24 protein-coding genes are annotated in these 17,779 nt (G+C 62.1%); 7 read left to right on the top strand and 17 right to left on the bottom strand.

Annotation, left to right across the window (positions count from 1 at the left end):
• The 6 genes from Q1V57_RS00915 to purC all read right to left on the bottom strand — a co-directional run.
• Positions 1–378: AIR synthase related protein (locus Q1V57_RS00915; protein ID WP_300526942.1), on the bottom strand; the 378-nt coding region annotated here is incomplete at its 3' end.
• Between the two features lie 4 nt (positions 379–382).
• Complete coding sequence (locus tag Q1V57_RS00910; RefSeq protein ID WP_300526941.1) at positions 383–1,000, bottom strand: hypothetical protein; 618 nt, start codon at positions 998–1,000, stop codon at positions 383–385.
• A 5-nt stretch (positions 1,001–1,005) separates the two neighbouring features.
• Positions 1,006–1,668, bottom strand: coding sequence for a phosphoribosylformylglycinamidine synthase subunit PurQ (gene purQ / locus Q1V57_RS00905; RefSeq protein ID WP_300526940.1), 663 nt, complete (start codon positions 1,666–1,668; stop codon positions 1,006–1,008).
• A 47-nt stretch (positions 1,669–1,715) separates the two neighbouring features.
• The gene (locus tag Q1V57_RS00900) at positions 1,716–2,504 is read right to left on the bottom strand and encodes a DUF4253 domain-containing protein (protein ID WP_300526938.1); all 789 of its coding nucleotides are present in this window, start codon (positions 2,502–2,504) and stop codon (positions 1,716–1,718) included.
• A gap of 14 nt (positions 2,505–2,518) precedes the next feature.
• On the bottom strand, positions 2,519–2,758 hold the full coding sequence (gene purS, locus Q1V57_RS00895) for a phosphoribosylformylglycinamidine synthase subunit PurS (RefSeq protein WP_300526936.1): 240 nt from the start codon (positions 2,756–2,758) through the stop codon (positions 2,519–2,521).
• A complete protein-coding gene (gene purC, locus Q1V57_RS00890) occupies positions 2,755–3,519 on the bottom strand; it encodes a phosphoribosylaminoimidazolesuccinocarboxamide synthase (protein ID WP_300526935.1) in 765 nt (254 codons plus the stop codon). Before purC ends, purS begins: the two co-directional genes overlap by 4 nt.
• Before the next feature lie 222 nt (positions 3,520–3,741).
• Here purC and Q1V57_RS00885 point away from each other — a divergent pair, with 222 nt between their 5' ends.
• Positions 3,742–4,065, top strand: coding sequence for a DUF1476 domain-containing protein (locus Q1V57_RS00885; protein WP_300526934.1), 324 nt, complete (start codon positions 3,742–3,744; stop codon positions 4,063–4,065).
• On the opposite strand, the gene Q1V57_RS00880 is transcribed toward Q1V57_RS00885, so the two are convergent.
• From Q1V57_RS00880 to Q1V57_RS00850, 7 genes are all read right to left on the bottom strand, one after another.
• The gene (locus Q1V57_RS00880) at positions 4,062–4,502 is read right to left on the bottom strand and encodes a thioredoxin domain-containing protein (protein ID WP_300526933.1); all 441 of its coding nucleotides are present in this window, start codon (positions 4,500–4,502) and stop codon (positions 4,062–4,064) included. The two genes, Q1V57_RS00885 and Q1V57_RS00880, sit on opposite strands and share 4 nt — an antisense overlap.
• Positions 4,503–4,668: 166 nt before the next feature.
• Positions 4,669–5,223: a pyridoxamine 5'-phosphate oxidase family protein gene (locus tag Q1V57_RS00875; protein WP_300526931.1), complete on the bottom strand. Its 555-nt coding sequence runs from the start codon at positions 5,221–5,223 to the stop codon at positions 4,669–4,671.
• Between the two features lie 73 nt (positions 5,224–5,296).
• Entirely contained in the window at positions 5,297–5,590 is a 294-nt protein-coding gene (locus tag Q1V57_RS00870; protein ID WP_300526930.1) for a GIY-YIG nuclease family protein, read from the bottom strand.
• 65 nt (positions 5,591–5,655) lie between these two features.
• On the bottom strand, positions 5,656–6,954 hold the full coding sequence (gene purB, locus Q1V57_RS00865; RefSeq protein WP_300526929.1) for an adenylosuccinate lyase: 1,299 nt from the start codon (positions 6,952–6,954) through the stop codon (positions 5,656–5,658).
• 346 nt (positions 6,955–7,300) lie between these two features.
• On the bottom strand, positions 7,301–7,720 hold the full coding sequence (locus tag Q1V57_RS00860) for a hypothetical protein (protein ID WP_300526928.1): 420 nt from the start codon (positions 7,718–7,720) through the stop codon (positions 7,301–7,303).
• 242 nt (positions 7,721–7,962) lie between these two features.
• Entirely contained in the window at positions 7,963–8,277 is a 315-nt protein-coding gene (locus tag Q1V57_RS00855) for a DUF1330 domain-containing protein (protein ID WP_300526926.1), read from the bottom strand.
• Positions 8,274–9,494: a threonine synthase gene (locus tag Q1V57_RS00850; protein ID WP_300526924.1), complete on the bottom strand. Its 1,221-nt coding sequence runs from the start codon at positions 9,492–9,494 to the stop codon at positions 8,274–8,276. Before Q1V57_RS00850 ends, Q1V57_RS00855 begins: the two co-directional genes overlap by 4 nt.
• 92 nt (positions 9,495–9,586) lie before the next feature.
• Here Q1V57_RS00850 and Q1V57_RS00845 point away from each other — a divergent pair, with 92 nt between their 5' ends.
• From Q1V57_RS00845 to Q1V57_RS00835, 3 genes are all read left to right on the top strand, one after another.
• Positions 9,587–10,042, top strand: coding sequence for a hypothetical protein (locus Q1V57_RS00845; protein WP_300526922.1), 456 nt, complete (start codon positions 9,587–9,589; stop codon positions 10,040–10,042).
• A gap of 63 nt (positions 10,043–10,105) precedes the next feature.
• On the top strand, positions 10,106–10,462 hold the full coding sequence (locus Q1V57_RS00840) for an STAS domain-containing protein (RefSeq protein ID WP_300526921.1): 357 nt from the start codon (positions 10,106–10,108) through the stop codon (positions 10,460–10,462).
• A 64-nt stretch (positions 10,463–10,526) separates the two neighbouring features.
• Positions 10,527–10,919 (top strand): VOC family protein, encoded by a 393-nt coding sequence (locus tag Q1V57_RS00835; protein WP_300526919.1) that lies wholly within the window; start codon positions 10,527–10,529, stop codon positions 10,917–10,919.
• Position 10,920: 1 nt separating this feature from the next.
• Here the strand turns inward: Q1V57_RS00835 and radC are convergent, their stop codons facing one another.
• The 4 genes from radC to sfsA form a co-directional block, all read right to left on the bottom strand.
• Positions 10,921–11,610 (bottom strand): DNA repair protein RadC, encoded by a 690-nt coding sequence (gene radC, locus Q1V57_RS00830; protein ID WP_300526918.1) that lies wholly within the window; start codon positions 11,608–11,610, stop codon positions 10,921–10,923.
• Positions 11,611–11,680: 70 nt separating this feature from the next.
• Entirely contained in the window at positions 11,681–12,517 is an 837-nt protein-coding gene (map, locus tag Q1V57_RS00825; protein WP_300526917.1) for a type I methionyl aminopeptidase, read from the bottom strand.
• Between the two features lie 103 nt (positions 12,518–12,620).
• The gene (locus tag Q1V57_RS00820) at positions 12,621–14,291 is read right to left on the bottom strand and encodes a M28 family metallopeptidase (RefSeq protein ID WP_300526916.1); all 1,671 of its coding nucleotides are present in this window, start codon (positions 14,289–14,291) and stop codon (positions 12,621–12,623) included.
• A 103-nt stretch (positions 14,292–14,394) separates the two neighbouring features.
• Complete coding sequence (gene sfsA, locus Q1V57_RS00815; protein ID WP_300526915.1) at positions 14,395–15,099, bottom strand: DNA/RNA nuclease SfsA; 705 nt, start codon at positions 15,097–15,099, stop codon at positions 14,395–14,397.
• An 84-nt stretch (positions 15,100–15,183) separates the two neighbouring features.
• On the opposite strand from sfsA, the gene Q1V57_RS00810 reads away from it, so the two are divergent.
• The 3 genes from Q1V57_RS00810 to Q1V57_RS00800 all read left to right on the top strand — a co-directional run bounded on the left by Q1V57_RS00810 (position 15,184) and on the right by Q1V57_RS00800 (position 17,731).
• Entirely contained in the window at positions 15,184–15,966 is a 783-nt protein-coding gene (locus Q1V57_RS00810; protein ID WP_300526914.1) for a molybdopterin-binding protein, read from the top strand.
• A 120-nt stretch (positions 15,967–16,086) separates the two neighbouring features.
• On the top strand, positions 16,087–16,230 hold the full coding sequence (locus Q1V57_RS00805; protein ID WP_300526912.1) for a hypothetical protein: 144 nt from the start codon (positions 16,087–16,089) through the stop codon (positions 16,228–16,230).
• A 28-nt stretch (positions 16,231–16,258) separates the two neighbouring features.
• Entirely contained in the window at positions 16,259–17,731 is a 1,473-nt protein-coding gene (locus Q1V57_RS00800; RefSeq protein WP_300526911.1) for a von Willebrand factor type A domain-containing protein, read from the top strand.
• Positions 17,732–17,779: the final 48 nt, after the last annotated feature.

Below are 17,779 nucleotides of genomic sequence, written 5' to 3'. Positions count from 1 at the left end.
CACCGGGCGCGCGCCCATGGTGAAGACGTCGCGCAGGATGCCGCCCACACCCGTCGCCGCACCCTGATAGGGCTCGATGTAGGACGGGGGATTGTGGCTCTCCATCTTGAAGATGGCTGCCTGGCCGTCACCGATATCGATGACGCCGGCATTCTCGCCCGGGCCCTGGATCACCTTCTCGCCGGTCACCGGGAATTTGCCCAGATGCGCGCGCGAGGACTTGTAGGAACAGTGCTCGGACCACATCACCGAGAAAATCCCCAGCTCAACCAGGTTCGGCGCCCGGCCGACGCGGTCGAGAATGACTTGGTATTCGTCCTCGGTAATGCCGTGCTCGGCAACGATCTCGGCGGTAATGCCGTCAGCGTATTGGGTCATGGGTTCAGTCCGATACCACGATGCGAACCTGAGCGCCTTCCGGCAGGTCCTTGGTTTGTTGATAAATCTGAGAGGCGGCGCCGAAGCCGTCCTCAATCTTGCACGGGCGCAGATTTGATATGTCGTACTCGCCACCCATTATGAAGGGGCGAACTGGATATAGGCGGGCGTCTTTCGGAATTGGACCATTGGCCTCTTGCCAAGCCTCTGCGACCGGCCAAGCCGTGAACCGGCCAAAGTCTCCAACGAGGGCCTGCGCCCACTCGTTGACCGAGGAGCCCATCGCGTCGACCTCGCCGGTTTCGTAATTGAGGTGTCCAAAACCGCTTTCATTGAACAAAAAAGGCATACCGTAGAGATCGAAACCGAAAATCGTTCCTTGTCGGAGAGCCTCATAGCGCCCGGCGTACTCAACGATTGCATCCGTGAGTTCAAGGTTCGGCTTCTCGAGATGGTCAAACGGCAAGATGTACAAGGCACTTAAACCGGCCCAGAAGCCATTACGCCGCTCCAAAAGGGGGCGGATGGGTTCTAACCGCTCAGCTAAGTCACCCAGCTTTCCGATTGGACGCCCGATGGCCTCGCTTGAGCGCTCTAGGAGTATATCTAGAGCGTCCGGCATGCGCGCTAAGCACTCCCCAGCAGGCTCTCAAACAGCGCCAGTCCATCCGTGCCGCCATGCTTGGCGTCAACGGCGCGTTCCGGGTGGGGCATCATGCCGAGGACATTGCCCTTGGCATTGACGATGCCGGCAATGTCGCGGGCGGAGCCATTGGGGTTGTTGCCATAGCGGAACACGACCTGGCCGTCGCCCTCAATGCGGTCGAGGGTTTCGTCATCGGCGAAGTAATTGCCGTCATGGTGCGCGATCGGGATGATCAGTTCGGACTCGCTGTCATAGCGCGAGGTGAAACGCGTATTGCCATTGGCCACGCTCAGGGGGGCTTTCTCACAGACAAAGGAGAGGCCGGCATTGCGCATCAGCGAGCCCGGCAGGAGGCCGCTCTCGGTGAGGATCTGGAAGCCATTGCAGACGCCCAGCACCGGCGCACCGCTCGTCGCATGGGCGATGATCGCCGGCATGATGTTGGAGCGAGACGCCATGGCGCCGCAGCGCAGATAGTCGCCATAGGAGAAACCGCCGGGAACCATGAGAAACTCGGTACCAGCGGGCAGTTCGGTTTCCTGGTGCCAGACCATGGCCGGAGCCTCGCCGGTGACGCGCGCAATGGCGTCATGGGCGTCGCGGTCGCAATTGGAACCAGGGAAGACGATGACGGCGGATTTCATCTGACAGTCTGGGCCTTTTGTTTGGGGCGGTATGGCGAGGTCATGCCTCAATCCCACCAAAAATACCACCAGTCACTCTGCATCAGCGTGGCGGCGAGTGCATCAATTGAGCCGACGCCCTGCAGGACAATGTCCGGACAGTAAGCCAGCTGGGCCCGGGCAAGCGCCAGGGCTTCGTCTTGGGTCTGCGGCCGGCGGGCGACTTTCAGCTCGATAATGTCCGGTCCCATGACCACCAGCTCGGCGCCATAGCGCTCGCGCCAGTCGCGCAGCACGGCGATGTGGGCCGGCGATTCGTGATTGTCATTCCAGCCGCCCCAGAACAGATGTGCCGGGACGTCGATGACATCATCGACGGGAATAATGACGATATAGACCTGCTCAAGCAGGCGATTATTCGACGGGTTGTAGAGGATAAGCGGGCCGACCCGGTTGCCGATATCGCCCTCGGGCCAGTCATCGCGCAGCTCCTCGAGAAGGGCAGAATAGTCGCCTTCCTCATAACCGCTGGCCCTGGCGAAGACGTCCTTGGCCGGATTGATCCCGTCGGCCGCAGCGATCAGCGCGGCGGGCTCTTGCGCCCGCATGTCTTCGAAGCCTTCGCCGAAGACTTCGATCAGGCGATAGAATTGCTCGGCATCGCCGGCAATCACCGCCGACTGGCCTGGCTGGGCATTGAGCTTGGCCTGCGCCTTCACCGCCCGGTGGGCCGGAACGGCGACGACTTCATAGGGGAAGGTGTCGTTGAGCTGGGCGTTTAACGCGGCGCGGCCGCTTCCGGTGTCATGATCCGGGGCTTGGCCCAGGAGACGCCGGAAGAAATCGACCACACTCATGCCGCGCTGGGCCCTTAAGCCATCTTGATCGAGTAGCTCTCGATCACCGGGTTGGCGAGCAGCTTCTGGCACATCTCGTCGACGCGGGCCTTGGCGGCATCGCTGTCTTCGCCGCTGAGGTCAAGCTCGATCAGCTTGCCCTGGCGCGCGGCGGTGACTTCGTCATAGCCCATGGTGTGAAGCGCGCCGGCCACGGCGGCGCCCTGCGGGTCGAGCACACCGGGTTTGAGATAAACGTGGATCTTGGCTTTCACGAGGAACCCTCATCATTGGCAACGGCTACAACATTGTTCTGGCGCATAATGCCCAGGCGGCGGGCAACTTCGGCATAGGCCTCGGTGACATTGCCCAGATCGCGGCGGAAACGGTCCTTGTCGAGCTTTTCATTGCTCTCCATGTCCCACAGGCGGCAGCTGTCCGGGCTGATCTCGTCAGCCAGGATGACACGCTGCATCTCGCCGTCGAAGACGCGGCCGAATTCCAGCTTGAAATCGATCAGACGGATGCCGGCGCCGGTGAACAGGCCGGACAGGAAGTCATTCACGCGCAGGGCGCAGGTGACCATTTCATCCATCTCGTGCGGCGCGGCCCAGCCGAAGGCATTGATATGCTCTTCGGAGATCATCGGATCGCCGAGCTCGTCTTTCTTGAAGTAGTACTCGACGATCGGGCGCGGCAGGGCCTGGCCTTCTTCAATGCCCAGGCGCTTGGAGATCGAACCGGCAGCGACATTGCGCACCACGATCTCGAGCGGAATGATCTCGCACTGGCGGATCAATTGCTCGCGCATATTGAGGCGTTTGATGAAGTGCGTCGGAATGCCGATGCGCTGCAGTCCGAGCATGATGTGCTCGGAGATGCGATTATTGAGCACGCCCTTGCCTTCAAGGGTGGCGTGTTTTTCACCATTAAAGGCGGTGGCGTCGTCCTTGAAATACTGGACGAGCGTACCCGGCTCGGGGCCCTCATAGAGGATCTTGGCCTTGCCTTCGTAGATTTTCTTGCGGCGGGACATGCGCGACGCTCCTGCGGGGGTCCGGCAGCATGCCGGAGCGAAAAACGCTTCGCGCGGCCGACTCATCGAGCAGGCCGCGCGTCGAGGCCGGAAACTAGCCGCGAAGCGGGGTAATCGCAATGGCATGCTGCGGCAAGCTGTCAGCCTGCCCATGAGCGATTGATTTCGCTAGGGTGGCGGGATACGGAAACAGGAAACACTTATCCGTCAGGGAGACCCTCAATGTCTGGAATGGACGATCGCGAAAACGCCTTCGAAAGCAAGTACGCTCACGATCAGGAAGTGGAATTCAAGGCGGTCGCCCGCCGCAACAAGCTTCTGGGCCTGTGGGCTGCCGGCGAAATGGGCATCGAGGGTGATGCTGCCGAGGCCTATGCCAAGGAAGTGGTCATGGCGGACTTCGAAGAAGCCGGCCATGAGGATGTGTTCCGCAAGATCCGCGGCGATCTCGACGCCAAATCGGTCGACGTCTCAGACCACATCATCCGCAAGCAGATGGATGATTTCCTCATCCAGGCGCGCGAGCAGATCGTCGCTGAGGGCTAGTAGCCCGCGGTCACCTGCAGCCAGCGATCAAAGGCCGCGGCGATGTTGTCGCGGTCGTAATCGGTGGTGATGATCTCGAACACCTGGCCGCTTTCGCGGTCCATGAGGACGAGAAACCCGGTCCGGCCTTCGAGCTGGTCATAGAGGTCGGCAATGCCGGCCTCTTCTGCTTTTTCCCGCAGCCCGCCGCGGCGGCCCAGGGTGAAGTCGAAGCGGATGAATTCCATCCGCGCGTCGGTATAGTTTTCGCGCACATCATCGACGCGCGGTTCCAGGATGCGGCAGGCGCCGCACCAGGACGAGCGGAACATGGCGGCGACCAGGCGCGGGCGTTCTTCGCTCACCGCCGCCTCGGCCGGGGCATCCCAGCTGGCGCGGAAGAAGTTGGGCCCCAGGAAAGCCCCGAGCAGGGCGGCTACAATCAGAACAGTACGCATGAAAACCTCATTCTGACGAAAGTCAGGACCTCGATGCGCGAGGTGGAACAGATTACCCAGATATAGTGCAGGCGTTCTGGGATTTCCCGCCTCGTGTGATCACGCTTGCGTCAGAGCCGGTGCATTGCCGCGCCGGGGTCCCGGGGCAGGCCCGGGATGAGGGCGTTTAAACGTTCGGCTTGACCAGTCCATCGAGACCATCGATCGACACCGCGTTGGATTTATAGCGTTTCTCGCGCCACTCCTCCTTCGACCGGTTGGCATTGGTACGCACCAGCTGGTCGCGCTCGCCCTTGTACTCGTAAAACGGCACGCCCCAGCCGCAACTGTCCTGGATGCGGTCGATCTTGGCGGTGATGATGGCCCGGGCATGCGGGAATTGCGGGAAGAGGGCGAGCTTCTCCTCAAAACCCGGCTCGTCGAAGGTCACCGCTTCGCCCTGGCCGTACAGGCGCAGGATGTTCGCCGCGCCTTCATAGGCGCAGAACATGAAGGTGATACGTCCGTTTTCGCGCACATGGGCGAGGGTTTCGATGCCGGACCCGCCGAGGTCGAGATAGGCGACTTCATTCGGTCCGAGGATACGGAAACTGTCATAGCCCTTGGGCGACATGTTCACATGACCCGCGCTCCCCGCCGGCGCAGTGGCGACGAAGAACATCTTCTGCGCCTCGATGAATTTGCGGATGCGATCGTCGATCGTGTCGTGAAGCTTGGCCATGAAATCCTCGGTCTGGTTGATCGCATTAAAACCCTCATCCTGACGAAAGTCAGGACCCAAGATGAGGCAATGATCATTGGTTCAACCGCAGGAACAGATCACTCCAATCCGGGTTGTCGCGCTCGATCAGCTCAATCTTCCACTGACGGCGCCAATTTTTCAGTTGCTTCTCACGCGCTATCGCCTCGGCCATCAGGTCGAAGAACTCAAGATGAACGAGCCGCTTTACCCTGTACCGGGCGCAGAACTTTGAGCCCTTACCCTCGCGGTGCATCCAGCACCTCATGGCAATGTCCCGCGTCACGCCGATATAGAGCGTGCCGCGCTTCATGCTGGCCATGATGTAGGTGCAAGGCTGTTGCGCCATGGGTCCTGACTTTCGTCAGGAAGAGGGTAATGGCCTATCCTTAAAAAGCAATGAAAGGTGGCACGTCACCCAAATACCCGCGCAAAAATCGTGTCGACATGTTTCAGGTGATAGGCCTCGTCGAAACAGGCTTCGATCTGCTCGTCCGAGAGCAGGGCGGTGACGCCGTCATCGGCCTTGAGATGGTCGACCAGCTTGCCGCCTTCATCCCAGGTTTTCATGCCATTGCGCTGGACCAGGCGGTAGCTGTCCTCGCGGCTGGCGCCGGCCTGGGTGAGGGCGAGGAGGACGCGCTGGGAATTGTGGATGCCGCCATAGGCTTCCAGGTTTTCGCGGCAGCGGTCCTCGTGCACGATCAGCTTCTCGATCATGCCGGCGGTGCGGTGCAGGGCGAAGTCGAGGTGGACATTGGCGTCCGGGCCGATGCCGCGCTCGACGGAGGAGTGGGAGATGTCCCGCTCATGCCAGAGCGCCACATTCTCCATCGCCGGCACCACGGCGGAGCGCACCAGGCGGGCCTGGCCGGTCAGGTTCTCGGTCAGGATCGGATTGCGCTTGTGCGGCATGGCGGAGGAGCCTTTCTGACCCTTGGAGAAATACTCCTGGGCCTCACGCACTTCCGAGCGCTGCAAATGGCGCACTTCCACGGCGATATTCTCGATCGCCGAGGCGATCAGGCCGAGCACGGCGAAATAATTGGCGTGGCGGTCGCGCGGAATGACCTGGGTCGACACCGGCTCGACGCTCAGGCCCATCTGCTCGGCGACATGTTCTTCCACCGACGGATCGACATTGGCGAAGGTGCCGATGGCGCCGGAAATGGCGCAGGTCGCGATCTCGTCCCGCGCGGCGACCAGTCGGTCGCGATTGCGTTTGAACTCGGCATAGAAGCGCGCGAACTTCAGCCCCATTGTCGTCGGCTCGGCATGGATGCCGTGCGAGCGGCCGATGCAGACGGTGAATTTATGCTCTTCCGCGCGCGCCTTCAGCGCTGCCAGCACCCGGTCCATGGCGACCAGGAGCAGATCGGCGGACTGTTTCATCTGTACAGCAAGGCAGGTATCGAGCACGTCCGACGAGGTCAGGCCCTGGTGTACGAAGCGGCTTTCCTCACCGACATGCTCGGCCAGGTGGGTCAGGAAAGCGATGACGTCATGTTTGACCTCGGCCTCGATCTCATTGATCCGGTCGACATCAAACTCGACATCCTTGGCCTTCCAGACCGCATCGACCACCGATTGCGGCACCACGCCGAGCTCCGCCAGCTTTTCCGTCGCGTGCGCCTCGATCAGATACCAGATCTTGTACTTGTTCTGATCCGACCAGATCGCAGCCATTTCAGGACGGGTATAGCGGGGAATCATGCGCGCACTCCGGGCGTTCTGAGCATTTTCAGCAAAAGTGGGTACCGGTTTTGCGGTTCGAAAATGCGATCACTAAGGATTCGGATGCTCGAATGAGCATTCGAATAAAGAAGCGCGGGGGATGCGCCGAAGTGGCGCAAAAATCAAGAGCGCGGCCGGTTTTCCTGGCGGCTTCGCCGCCGCACCCCATCCGTCGTGCTGCTGCGCAGCCCGCCACCCCGGAACAAGTCCGGGGCAGGCTCTTCCCCATCAAGGGGAAGGAGGGCGATGTGTCTCCCTCCTCGCCCTTGATGGGCGAGGTCCCGCGAAGCGGGAGAGTGGGTGCGCGCCAAAGGCGCACTCAAAATCAGCTACCGGTGTCCGCTGCGACAGGCGTTGCCGTGACCGTGAAGGAACCGGATGTACCGCCAGCGAAATAGCCGCGGCACAGGCCCTCATCCGTCATGGTGAAGGGGCAGTCCAGTCCGGTCTGGTCGAGGACCAGCGTGACCCGAAGCATGCCATTATGGCCGACGCGATACTCACAGGTACCGAGCATGACATCCTGGGCCAGGATGCGCCCTGTGCTGCCGGCGCCGCCGCCACGTTCGCGGCTGGCAATCCGGTCGCCATCATCCTGTTCCATCTGGCAGGAGACTTCCCAGGCGCGCTGGCCGTAGAGTTGAAGAATAACGGTGTCGCCGTCGGCCAGGGCGGAACCCGCACCCAGGCTGGCCACGAACATCGCTGTTACCAAGCTTACAGAGGTGAAAATCAAACGCGTCATCGCATCCCTTCCTCTTGCTGATTGAACAGTTATGTACGCGGTGACCTTAGCAAAAATACGTGTTTGAGGCGAGTTTTTAGACGCGGCTTTGCCGCGTCACCCCATCCGCCGTGCTGCTGCGCAGCCCGCCACCTTCCCCATCAAGGGGAAGGAGGGGCGATGTATCTCCCTCCTCGCCCTTGATGGGCGAGGTCCCGCGAAGCGGGGGAGTGGGTGACGCGCCAAAGGCGCAAAAAAAAAGCTCATCCCCGCGTTGGCATTCCATGCACCATGGTCAGGAATTGCAATTGGGTGCCGGCGCGGCGGTGCTCCGAGATGGCCTGGTATTCCGGATCGTCATACCAGGCCCGGGCGGCCGCCTCATTGGGGAATTTGCCGATAATCATGCGGCCCTGGCGCGGCGCCTGGCCTTCAAAGGTGTGGGTGTTGTCGTCAAAGGTGACAAACTCGCCGCCATGCTTGGTGAAGACCGGGAAGAACCCTTTCTCATATTTGCGGTATTCGTCCGCGTCTTCGATATGCAGGTTGGCGACGATGTAGACGGGTGTGTCGGTCATTTCAGGCTCCCCCAATCAATTTCCCCATGCCGGTCCAGCGGCTTGGCCCCCTCCGGCATGTCGTATTTCAGGCCTGAGCCGCAATTGAACAGGACGCATTCCGCATCGCGTTCGATCTGGCCGTTGGCCATGGCCTTTTCCATGGCGGCCAGCGTGGCGGCGCCTTCCGGGCAAAGCAAGAGACCGTCTTCTTGCGCGCAGGTGACGCGGGCGGCCTGGATTTCATCCTCTGAGACGCTCATGGCGAAACCGCCGCTGTCCCGGCAGGCCTCGAGAATGAGGAAGTCGCCGATCGCCTTGGGGACGCGGATGCCCATGGCGTGGGTGTCGGCCTCGAGCCATTCCTCGGCGTGGGTTTCGCCCTTGTCCCAGGCGCGCACGATCGGAGCACAGCCCTCGGCCTGCACAGCGATCATTTTCGGGCGCTCCGACCCGATCCAGCTCAGGCGTTCCATTTCGTCGAACGCCTTCCACATGCCGATCAGGCCGGTGCCGCCGCCGGTCGGGTAGAAGATGGCATCGGGCAAGGTCCAGCCCATCTGCATGGCCAGCTCGACCCCCATCGTTTTCTTGCCCTCGATCCGGTAGGGTTCTTTCAGGGTGGAGACGTCAAACCAGCCCATTTCCGCCTTACCGGCCCCGACCAGAGCGCCGCAATGGTGGATATAGCCGTTGACCTTGAAGACCTTGGCGCCCTGCCGCGCCATCTCGCGCAGATTGACCTCGGGCGTGTCTTCCGGGGCGAAACAATAGCTTTCCATACCCATGCGCGAGCAATAGGCCGACAGGGCGGCCCCGGCATTGCCATTGGTGGGCATGGCCATGCGCTTGATGCCGAAAGAGTGCGCCATGGCGACCGCAAGGCCGAGACCGCGCGCCTTGAAGCTTCCCGTTGGCAGACGGCCCTCATCCTTGACCCAGACCTTACCCGTCGCACCGCTTGCCCGGGCCGTCGCCGGAACATCGATCATCGGCGTGTCGAGCTCGCCGAGGGCGCACACATCCTTGTCATCCCGGACCGGCAGCAGCTCGCGCCACTTCCAAAAGCCGCCCTCACGCGCTGCAATTTCATCGCGATCTATCTCGCCCTTGGCGCGCTCGAAATCATAGCGCGCAAGCAGGGGCTTGCCGGCCTCGGAGAGGTTTTGCGGCTGGTCCTTGTCGTAATGCGTGCCGGTGGCGGAGCATTCCAGATGGGTGAAGTAATTGCGGTACATGGGGCCCTCGGATCGGTATCCGGCGAGGCTAGTCATGCACGCAGATTTCGCCAGTGCTTTCTCAGCGCAAAAGCGGGCGCTAGTGTTCTGACATGACCGAGCTTTACGAATATCCGCTGCTGGTTGCACCGCTGTCGATCCGCTGCCCGGCCTGCGGCCTGGAGGCACGGTTTGAGACCGGGCACAGCCATGCGCTGCCGGTGCGGCGCGCGGGCAAGCGGCATTTCGAGGCCGGCGCGCCGGACTGGTCGGGGGAGGTCCGCTGTTTGAGCTGCACCAAGATGGGCCGGCATGAACTCAGCTGGCCGGAGGATTCTTATTATGCGATCGAGCATGGCGGGCAGACGCTCTGGGCTCTCGATCGCGAGATGATGGTGCTGATCCGCCGTTTCGTTGCGGCCGGGGCGGACCGGTCCCGGGTCCAAGGTGAAAACCGCCGCATTCTGTCACGCATTCCCGCGCTCTTCCTGGACGCCAAATCGCGCGATGAGGTCGTGCGCAAGATCGACAAGGTGCTAGGCCTGGACCGGGCCGTCGCGAGGCGCTGAACGCGCTGCTTCTAAAATAGAAATCGGCTTTAATTTATTTTTTATGCGCGCCCGCATAACCTCATGCCAACAAGAGGTTTGGGTGTGTGGAGTGGAAGCGTGTTCTGCGAGATTGCAGAGGGTGGTGGGATATTGCGGATGCGCGCGAGGGGGGAGCTAGTCTTCGCTGCGCATCCGCAATTTCGCCCTTTCATCCAGGCTCTGAGAAACACTGAATGCCGTCAGGCCCAGTTCGACCTGGCCCAGATCACGCACATGGATATGTGCGGTGTGGGCATGATCCTGCTGGTGCAGGACGAAGCCGCCAAGGCGGGCCTTGCCTTGGAGTTTCTCAACCTGCCCTCGGCATTGACGCAAATCCTGGCCATCACCGGCCGCTCCCTCGATGACCGGGCTCAATCCCTGCGTCTGGCGGCCTAGCTATTTCTCCCGTGCAAGAAGGCCATCGGGCCTCTAGGCTGCTCCCGCAACCGGGGAGGCGGATATGGCTCAGGTAATTGGCGTCGGTGGGGTGTTCTTCAAATGCGATGATCCGGAAGGCCTGATGGCCTGGTATCGCGACACGCTGGGGCTCAAGCTCAATGATTATGGCGGGGCGGACTTCCTGCACGCCGATAGCGCCAAGGCCTTCCCGCAGGGCGCCCGCACGATCTTCTCCGGCTTCAAACCCGAGACCGACTATTTCGCGCCCTCCAAACACGTCTTCATGATCAATCTCATCATTGACGACATGGACGCCATGCTCGTGCGTTTGAACGAGAAGGGCGTGCCGCTGGAAGGCGAACCGCAGAACTTCGACTATGGCCGTTTTGCCTGGGTGATGGACCCCAATGGGGTCAAGGTCGAACTATGGCAGCCGATTGAGCCCAAAGGCTAAATCACAACAAGCCCAGCGTCTTGAAGCTCGCCGTGTTTTCGCGCGCGATCACGAGGTGATCATGCACCACGATATCAAAGGGCGCGCAGACCTCGATCAGCGAGCGGGTCATCTCGATATCGGCCTGGCTCGGCGTGGCATCGCCGGAGGGATGATTGTGCACCAGGATCAGGGCTGAGGCCTCGTGGGCGAGGGCGCGTTTGACGATTTCGCGGGGATAGACCGGGGCGTGGTCGATCGTGCCCTGGCCGAGGACTTCATCAGCAATGAGCCGGTTCTTGCGATCGAGGAAGAGCACGCGGAACTGCTCGGTCATGGCGTGCTGCAGGGCGGTGCGGCAATAGCTGATCAGCGCGGACCAGGAGGAGATCACCGGGCGGCCAATGACCTGTTCGCGCGCCAGACGTTCCGCCAGGGCCTGGATCAGGCGCAGCTCGGCAGCGGTCTTTTCTCCGACACCGTCGACCTGGAGCAATTGCTCGACCGGCGCGGTGGCGACACCGCCGAGATCCCCGAACCGGGCGATCAGCGCCTTAGCGATCGGTTTGACGTCTTTGCGCGGGATGGCGAGGAAGAGGTAGAGCTCCAGCAGCTCGTAATCATGCAACGCGTCTCCGCCCGCATTGAGCAGGCGCGATCGCAAGCGGCCGCGATGGCCCTGTTCATGAGGTGGCGCTTCGCGCACGGGCATGTCGACAGCCTCCCTGTTCGCATCAATCTGGATTGTGCGGACAAGAAGTGCAAGTCAGGGGTGTTTTCGCCTAGAGCGAATAGGGCGGCTTATCCAGGCCCTTGGGCGACTTGGTGAAGATCTCGACACCGTCTTCCGTGACGCCGACCGAGTGCTCGAACTGGGCCGAGAGCGACTTGTCGCGGGTCACGGCGGTCCAGCCATCGGCGAGGATTTTCACGTCCGGTCGGCCCAGATTGAGCATAGGCTCGACGGTGAAGAACATGCCCGGCTTGAGTTCGGGGCCTTCGCCGCGGGTGCCGAAATGCAGCACATTCGGGCTGTCATGGAAGAGGCGGCCAAGCCCATGGCCGCAGAACTCGCGCACGATGGAGCAGCGGCGGGTTTCGGCGTGTTCCTGGATGATGGCGCCGATCGTGCCCAGGGTGACGCCCGGCTTGATCGCGTTGATGCCGGCCATCATGGCGTCATAGGTGGTGTCGATCAGCAGCTCGGCTTTGCGCTTGGGCTCGCCGGCCACGAACATGCGGCTGGTATCGCCGTGCCAGCCATCAACCACAACGGTGACGTCGATATTGACGATATCGCCATTGCGCAGCGGTTTCGGGCCCGGAATGCCGTGGCAGACGACATGGTTGAGCGAGGTGCATAGCGAGTGCCGGTAGCCGCGATAATACAGCGTCGCCGGAGTGGCGCCGTGATCAAAGACAAATTCGCGGGTCAGCCGGTCGAGATGATCGGTGGTCACACCGGGGGCGACTTCACCGGCCAGCATGTCGAGCACGGACGCGGCCAGATGGCCGGCTTTGCGCATGCCCTCGAAACCTTCCTCATTATGCAATTTGATCCGGCCGTCACGGGCCGGGCCATCATCATAGTCGGAAACGGTTTCGTATGCGGTCGTCACTGAGAGCCTCCGGTCGCCCCATCTCGGGCTGGCCAGCCTATAAGAAAGCACGCGCCGTACAAAACAGCGCGTGCTTCCAACTGTGCCCTAAAGGCCGATTTGTCTAGTCTTGGGCTGCGAACATATTTCCGAAGAAGCTGTCCTCATTCCAGGCCGGGGTCTCGTCGCTATCGGCGATTTCGCGCGCAATCATGTAGTTGATATTGGCGAATTTGGCGCCCTGGTCGAACAACACCTCAAGCTCGCCATCGAGCTGGTCGGTCTGGCGGTGATAATAGGTGTTGAGGAAGCCCATAAAGCCTTCCCCGCCATCCCAGCGCGGATCCGGAGAGGCAAAACCCGTCATCAGGAAGAGCGAGGGCACGCCGACACGCACGAAGTTGTAGTGGTCCGAGCGGACGAAAAGCGACTGTTCCGGGATCGGGTCTTCGCTGACGGCGATATCCATGCGGGCCGCGGCGCGCGTGGCGATCGGGCCGAGATTGGAGTGGTCGGAGCCGAAGGCGACGACATCGGCGAAGTCATAGACGATCACCGGCATGTCGAGATTGACGTTGGCCACCATGCTCTCGGCCGGAACCGTCGGATTGCGGGCGAAATGCTCGGAGCCCAGCAGGCCTTTTTCTTCCGCAGCCAGGGCCACGAAGAGGATCGAGCGGCGCGGGGCGCCCTGGGCCAGGAAGGTGCGTGCGGTTTCCAGCATGATCGAGATGCCCGAGGCATTGTCGACGGCGCCGTTACAAATCCCGTCCTGCTCATCGCTGGAGCGGCAACCGCCGCTACCACGCATGACTTCCGCGACCTGGCCGATATGGTCGAGGTGGGCGGTCAGGACGACATATTCATCGGCCAGTTCCGGATCCGTGCCGCGGATCATGCCGACGACATTCGGGTCGGAGAAGGATTCGGACAGCGTGCGCTGGCGCAGCGTCACGGAATGCGGCAGGTCGAATACCGGATAGCTCGGCTCGTCTGCCGTCATGGCGGCGCGGACCTCTTCCAGCGACATTTCGGCGCCGTCGAAGAAGGCGGTGCCCAGCGTCGTGCCGACCGTGGCGTGTGCTGCGATGCTGTCGAAGGGCGAGGCACCGGTTGCCGTGGTCAGAGCGGTGAACTCGCGCGTGGCAAAGCCGGAGGCCCAGCCGGCGGCCTGCTCATCCGTCATCGAGTTGACCGTGATCATGCCGATCGCGCCGCGAGCGGCGGCGACAGCGCGCTTGGTGCTGCCGGAATTGTGGTGTGCGCGTTCCTCGCTGGGGAAGCCCGCCGGGACGCCATTCATGGTGACGACAATTTTGCCCTCGACATCGAGGTCGGCATAGTCGTCATGGCCGCGATTGGCAGCGGAAACGCCATAGCCGGCAAAGACCAGCTCGCCGGTAATCTCTGCCTCACCGTGGATCGGGTTGGCCCAGATCACCACGCCTTCGCCCTGGGCATAGGTCTCGCCGTTGAAGCTGAGCTGGTTGAACTCGCCATCGGCGCGCATGTCCTGCATAGGAACGGCTGCGAAATAGGAATTCTCGCCATCACCGGCCGGTTCGAGACCGAGCAGACGCATTTGCGCGGCAACGTAATTGGCGGCGATTTCATAGCCTTCCGAGCCGGCATCGCGCCCGCCCATATAATCCGACGCCAGGAAACGGATATGCGCCTCGATATTCTCGACGCTGACATCCGGCGTGAAGGGCTCATTCGATGCGGAGGTCTGCAGACCTTCAAGGTCGCAAGCCGTCAACGCCAAACCGGCAAGAACCGGAACCAGATACTTCATAAACTCAACCTCCCCCGAGAGGTGCCAAAAAACCCGCGCGACTATAAGGATAAGTGCGGGCCGGACAACGCGGCGCGGTGTTAAATTTCAGAGAGGAAAGGGTTCAGCCGGTTTCCACGCGCATGGCCTGGGCCAGGGTGATCCCGTCGGTTGTGACGTCGCAGCCATAGGCGAGCACATCGACGCCGCGGCGAGCCGCATCGCGCAGGGCCTCGGCATAGGTGGGGTCGATATCCTCGGCCGGGCGCAGCACAGTGCAATCGCTGCGCTGGACGACAAAGAGCTGTACCGCGCGTTCCCCCGCCTCGGCCTTCAGCGCCAGCTCACCCAGGTGCTTGGCCCCGCGCGAGGTGACCCCGTCGGGAAACTCTGCCACGCCGGGCGCACGCATCCAGTGCACATTCTTGACCTCGACCCAGCAGGGCGGGCGCGCATCGTCTTCCAGCAGCAGGTCGATGCGCGAGTTCTCACCATACTTCACTTCGCGGCGCAGGCCGGCATAACCGGTCAGCTCGGCGATCTTGCCGGCCGCCACCGCTTCTTCGGCGATAGCGTTGGCGCGGGCGGGCAGGGCGCCGATCAGCGTGTTGTCAGCCTCGACCAGCTCCCAGGAGTATTTCAGCTTGCGCTTGGGGTTGTCGGATCTGGACAGCCAGACCCGCAGGCCCGCCTCCTTGATCCCGGTCATCGCCCCGGTATTGGCACAATGCGCCGTCACCACCTCGCCGCCCGGCAATTCGACATCGGCGAAGAAGCGCTTATAGCGTTTGACCAGACGGCCTTCGATCAGAGGGGCGGTGAATTTCATGGTTGGGCCTTTTGCGTTTCCGCCTCATATAACCGGTGAAGCGCATTTGGCGAGACATACCATCATGAGTAGGGCGGACGAGGCATGAGTGAGGCAAAACGGGTCACAGCAGCAGTTCTGCTGATCGGGGACGAGGTCCTCTCCGGCCGCACCGCAGACAAGAACCTGCAGCAGATCGCGCATTTCCTGGCGCCGATCGGCATTAATGTCATCGAGTGCCGCACCGTGCCGGACGAGCAGGATGTGATCGTCGACGCCGTCAACACCCTGCGCGCCAAGGCTGATTATGTCTTCACCACGGGCGGCATCGGGCCGACCCATGACGACATCACCGCTGATGCCATCGCCGCCGCCTTCGGGGTGCATATCGATGTCCGCGCCGATGCACTGGAGATCATCGAGGAATGGTATCTCAAATCCGGCACGCCGCTGACCGAGAGCCGCAAGCGCATGGCCCGTATTCCTGACGGGGCCTCGCTGATCGTCAATCCGGTGACCGGTGCACCCGGTTTCCAGACCGGCAATGTCTTCACCCTCGCCGGCGTGCCCAAGATCGCGCGCGGCATGCTCGAGGATATCGCCCATCGGCTGGAGGGCGGTGCGGTGACGCGCTCGCGTTCGGTGAAGGGCGAAAACCTGCGCGAAGGCGATGTCGCAGCCCGGCTCGGGGAGCTGCAGGACCAATTCCCGCAGGTCTCGATTGGATCCTATCCCTATTTCCTGGAAATCCAGGACGGCAAGATCCGCCGCGGCACCCATCTGGTTGTCCGCTCGACCGATGAGACAGCGCTCGATGAGGTCATCAACACCATTGCCGGCTTTGTCTCCGATCTCGGCATCGAGCCGCAGATCGACCCGGACGCGTAACGCCGCCCTCTACTCCAATCATCAGCAAAACGCCGCGAGATGGCCTTGATTTGGTCTCGCGATGGCGCGGTTGTGCAATAGTCTGCCTTGCGGGACAGGGGCCCTGAGGGGCGGGAGGACTTGCATGAAATCCAAGCTATTCGCGTTCGCATCCGTTTTGATGTTGTCGGCCTGTATGGCCTCGACACCGCCGCCGCCATCGCCGCCGCCGCCTTCACCACCACCTCCGCCGCCACCGGCTTATGCGCCAGCCTATGGGGCTGAGCGGATTGCGGTCACCGGGTCTCGGTTGATGGCCGAAGCCGAGCCGCGCATTACCGTCGATCGCGATCGTTTCGAGGATGTGGATATCAATCCCGTCATCGCGGTCGCCGATGAGCCGGTCTCCACCTTCTCCATTGATGTCGACACCGCCTCCTATTCCGTCGTGCGCCGCCGCCTGGAAGACGGGCAATTGCCGCCCTCGGATGCCATTCGTGTCGAGGAGATGGTGAATTATTTCGACTATGAATACGCCCTGCCCGAGGGCACGGATGCGCCGTTCGCCACCCATGTCGAACTCATGCCGACGCCATGGAATGCAGACACCCAGCTCCTGCATATCGGCATCCAGGGATATGACATCGTGCCGGAGGAGCGCCCGCGCGCCAATCTGGTCTTCCTGATCGATGTTTCCGGCTCGATGGGGGCGCCGGACAAGCTGCCGCTGGCCGTCGATGCCATGCACATGCTGGTCGAAGAGCTCGATCCGGACGATACCGTCGCCATTGTCGTTTACGCCGGTGCGGCGGGCGCTGTGCTGGAGCCGACCGAGGCGCGTCATGCCCGTCGCATCCATACCGCCCTTGATCGCCTCTCCGCCGGTGGTTCCACCGCCGGGGGCGCTGGCCTGGCGCTGGCCTATGATCTCGCCGAACGCAATTTCGACCCCGAAGCCGTTAATCGCGTCATGCTTTTGACCGACGGGGATTTCAATGTCGGCCAGACACGTGATGAGAGCCTGGAGGACTTCGTTGCCCGCAAGCGCGAGAGCGGTGTCTATCTCTCCATCATGGGGTTTGGCCGTGGCAATTATAACGACCAGCTGATGCAGACCCTGGCCCAGGCCGGCAATGGCACGGCGGGTTATATCGACAGTCGCCGTGAAGCCCGTCGCATGCTGGTCGAGGAAAGCGCGTCCTCACTCTTCCCGATTGCCGAAGACGTGAAAATCCAGATCGAGTTCAACCCGGCCCGCGTCTCTGAATACCGGCTGATCGGCTATGAGACCCGGCTGCTGGACAATGCCGATTTCAACAATGACCGCGTCGATGCCGGCGAGATCGGCTCCGGCCATTCCGTCACCGCCATCTACGAGATTGCCGCTCCGGGCTCGGACGGCCTCCTGCTTGAACCCTCGCGCTATCAGCCGCAGGCCGACCAGCCGGCGGAGTTGAGCGATGAGTTCGCACACCTGCGGCTGCGCTATAAGCGGCCGGGCGAGGCGGAAAGCCGCCTGATCGAGCGCCCGGTGACCACCGCCGACGCCGTCGACCGCTTCGAGGAGGCGGGCGAGGAGGCCCGCTTCTCGGTCCATGTCGCCGGCTTTGCCCAGCTCCTGCGCGATGACCCCTATCTGCGCGATCCTTCCTATGACTGGGCTGCAGTGCGGGCTGGCGCCTCAGGGCTGACCGGCGAGGATGCGCTCGGCTTCCGCGCCGAATTCCTCGGCCTGGTCGAGCGCGCCGGCTATCTCGATGACAGCCTCGGCCAGAAGGTGCCCTAAGCGCTGGCCAGCGCCAGACGGGTGTGTAGGATCGCGCCCGTCTACCCG

This window comes from Maricaulis sp. (assembly GCF_030149425.1).
In the GTDB taxonomy this organism is placed as follows: Bacteria; Pseudomonadota; Alphaproteobacteria; order Caulobacterales; family Maricaulaceae; genus Maricaulis.
This window is presented reverse-complemented; position numbering and strand designations above follow the sequence as displayed.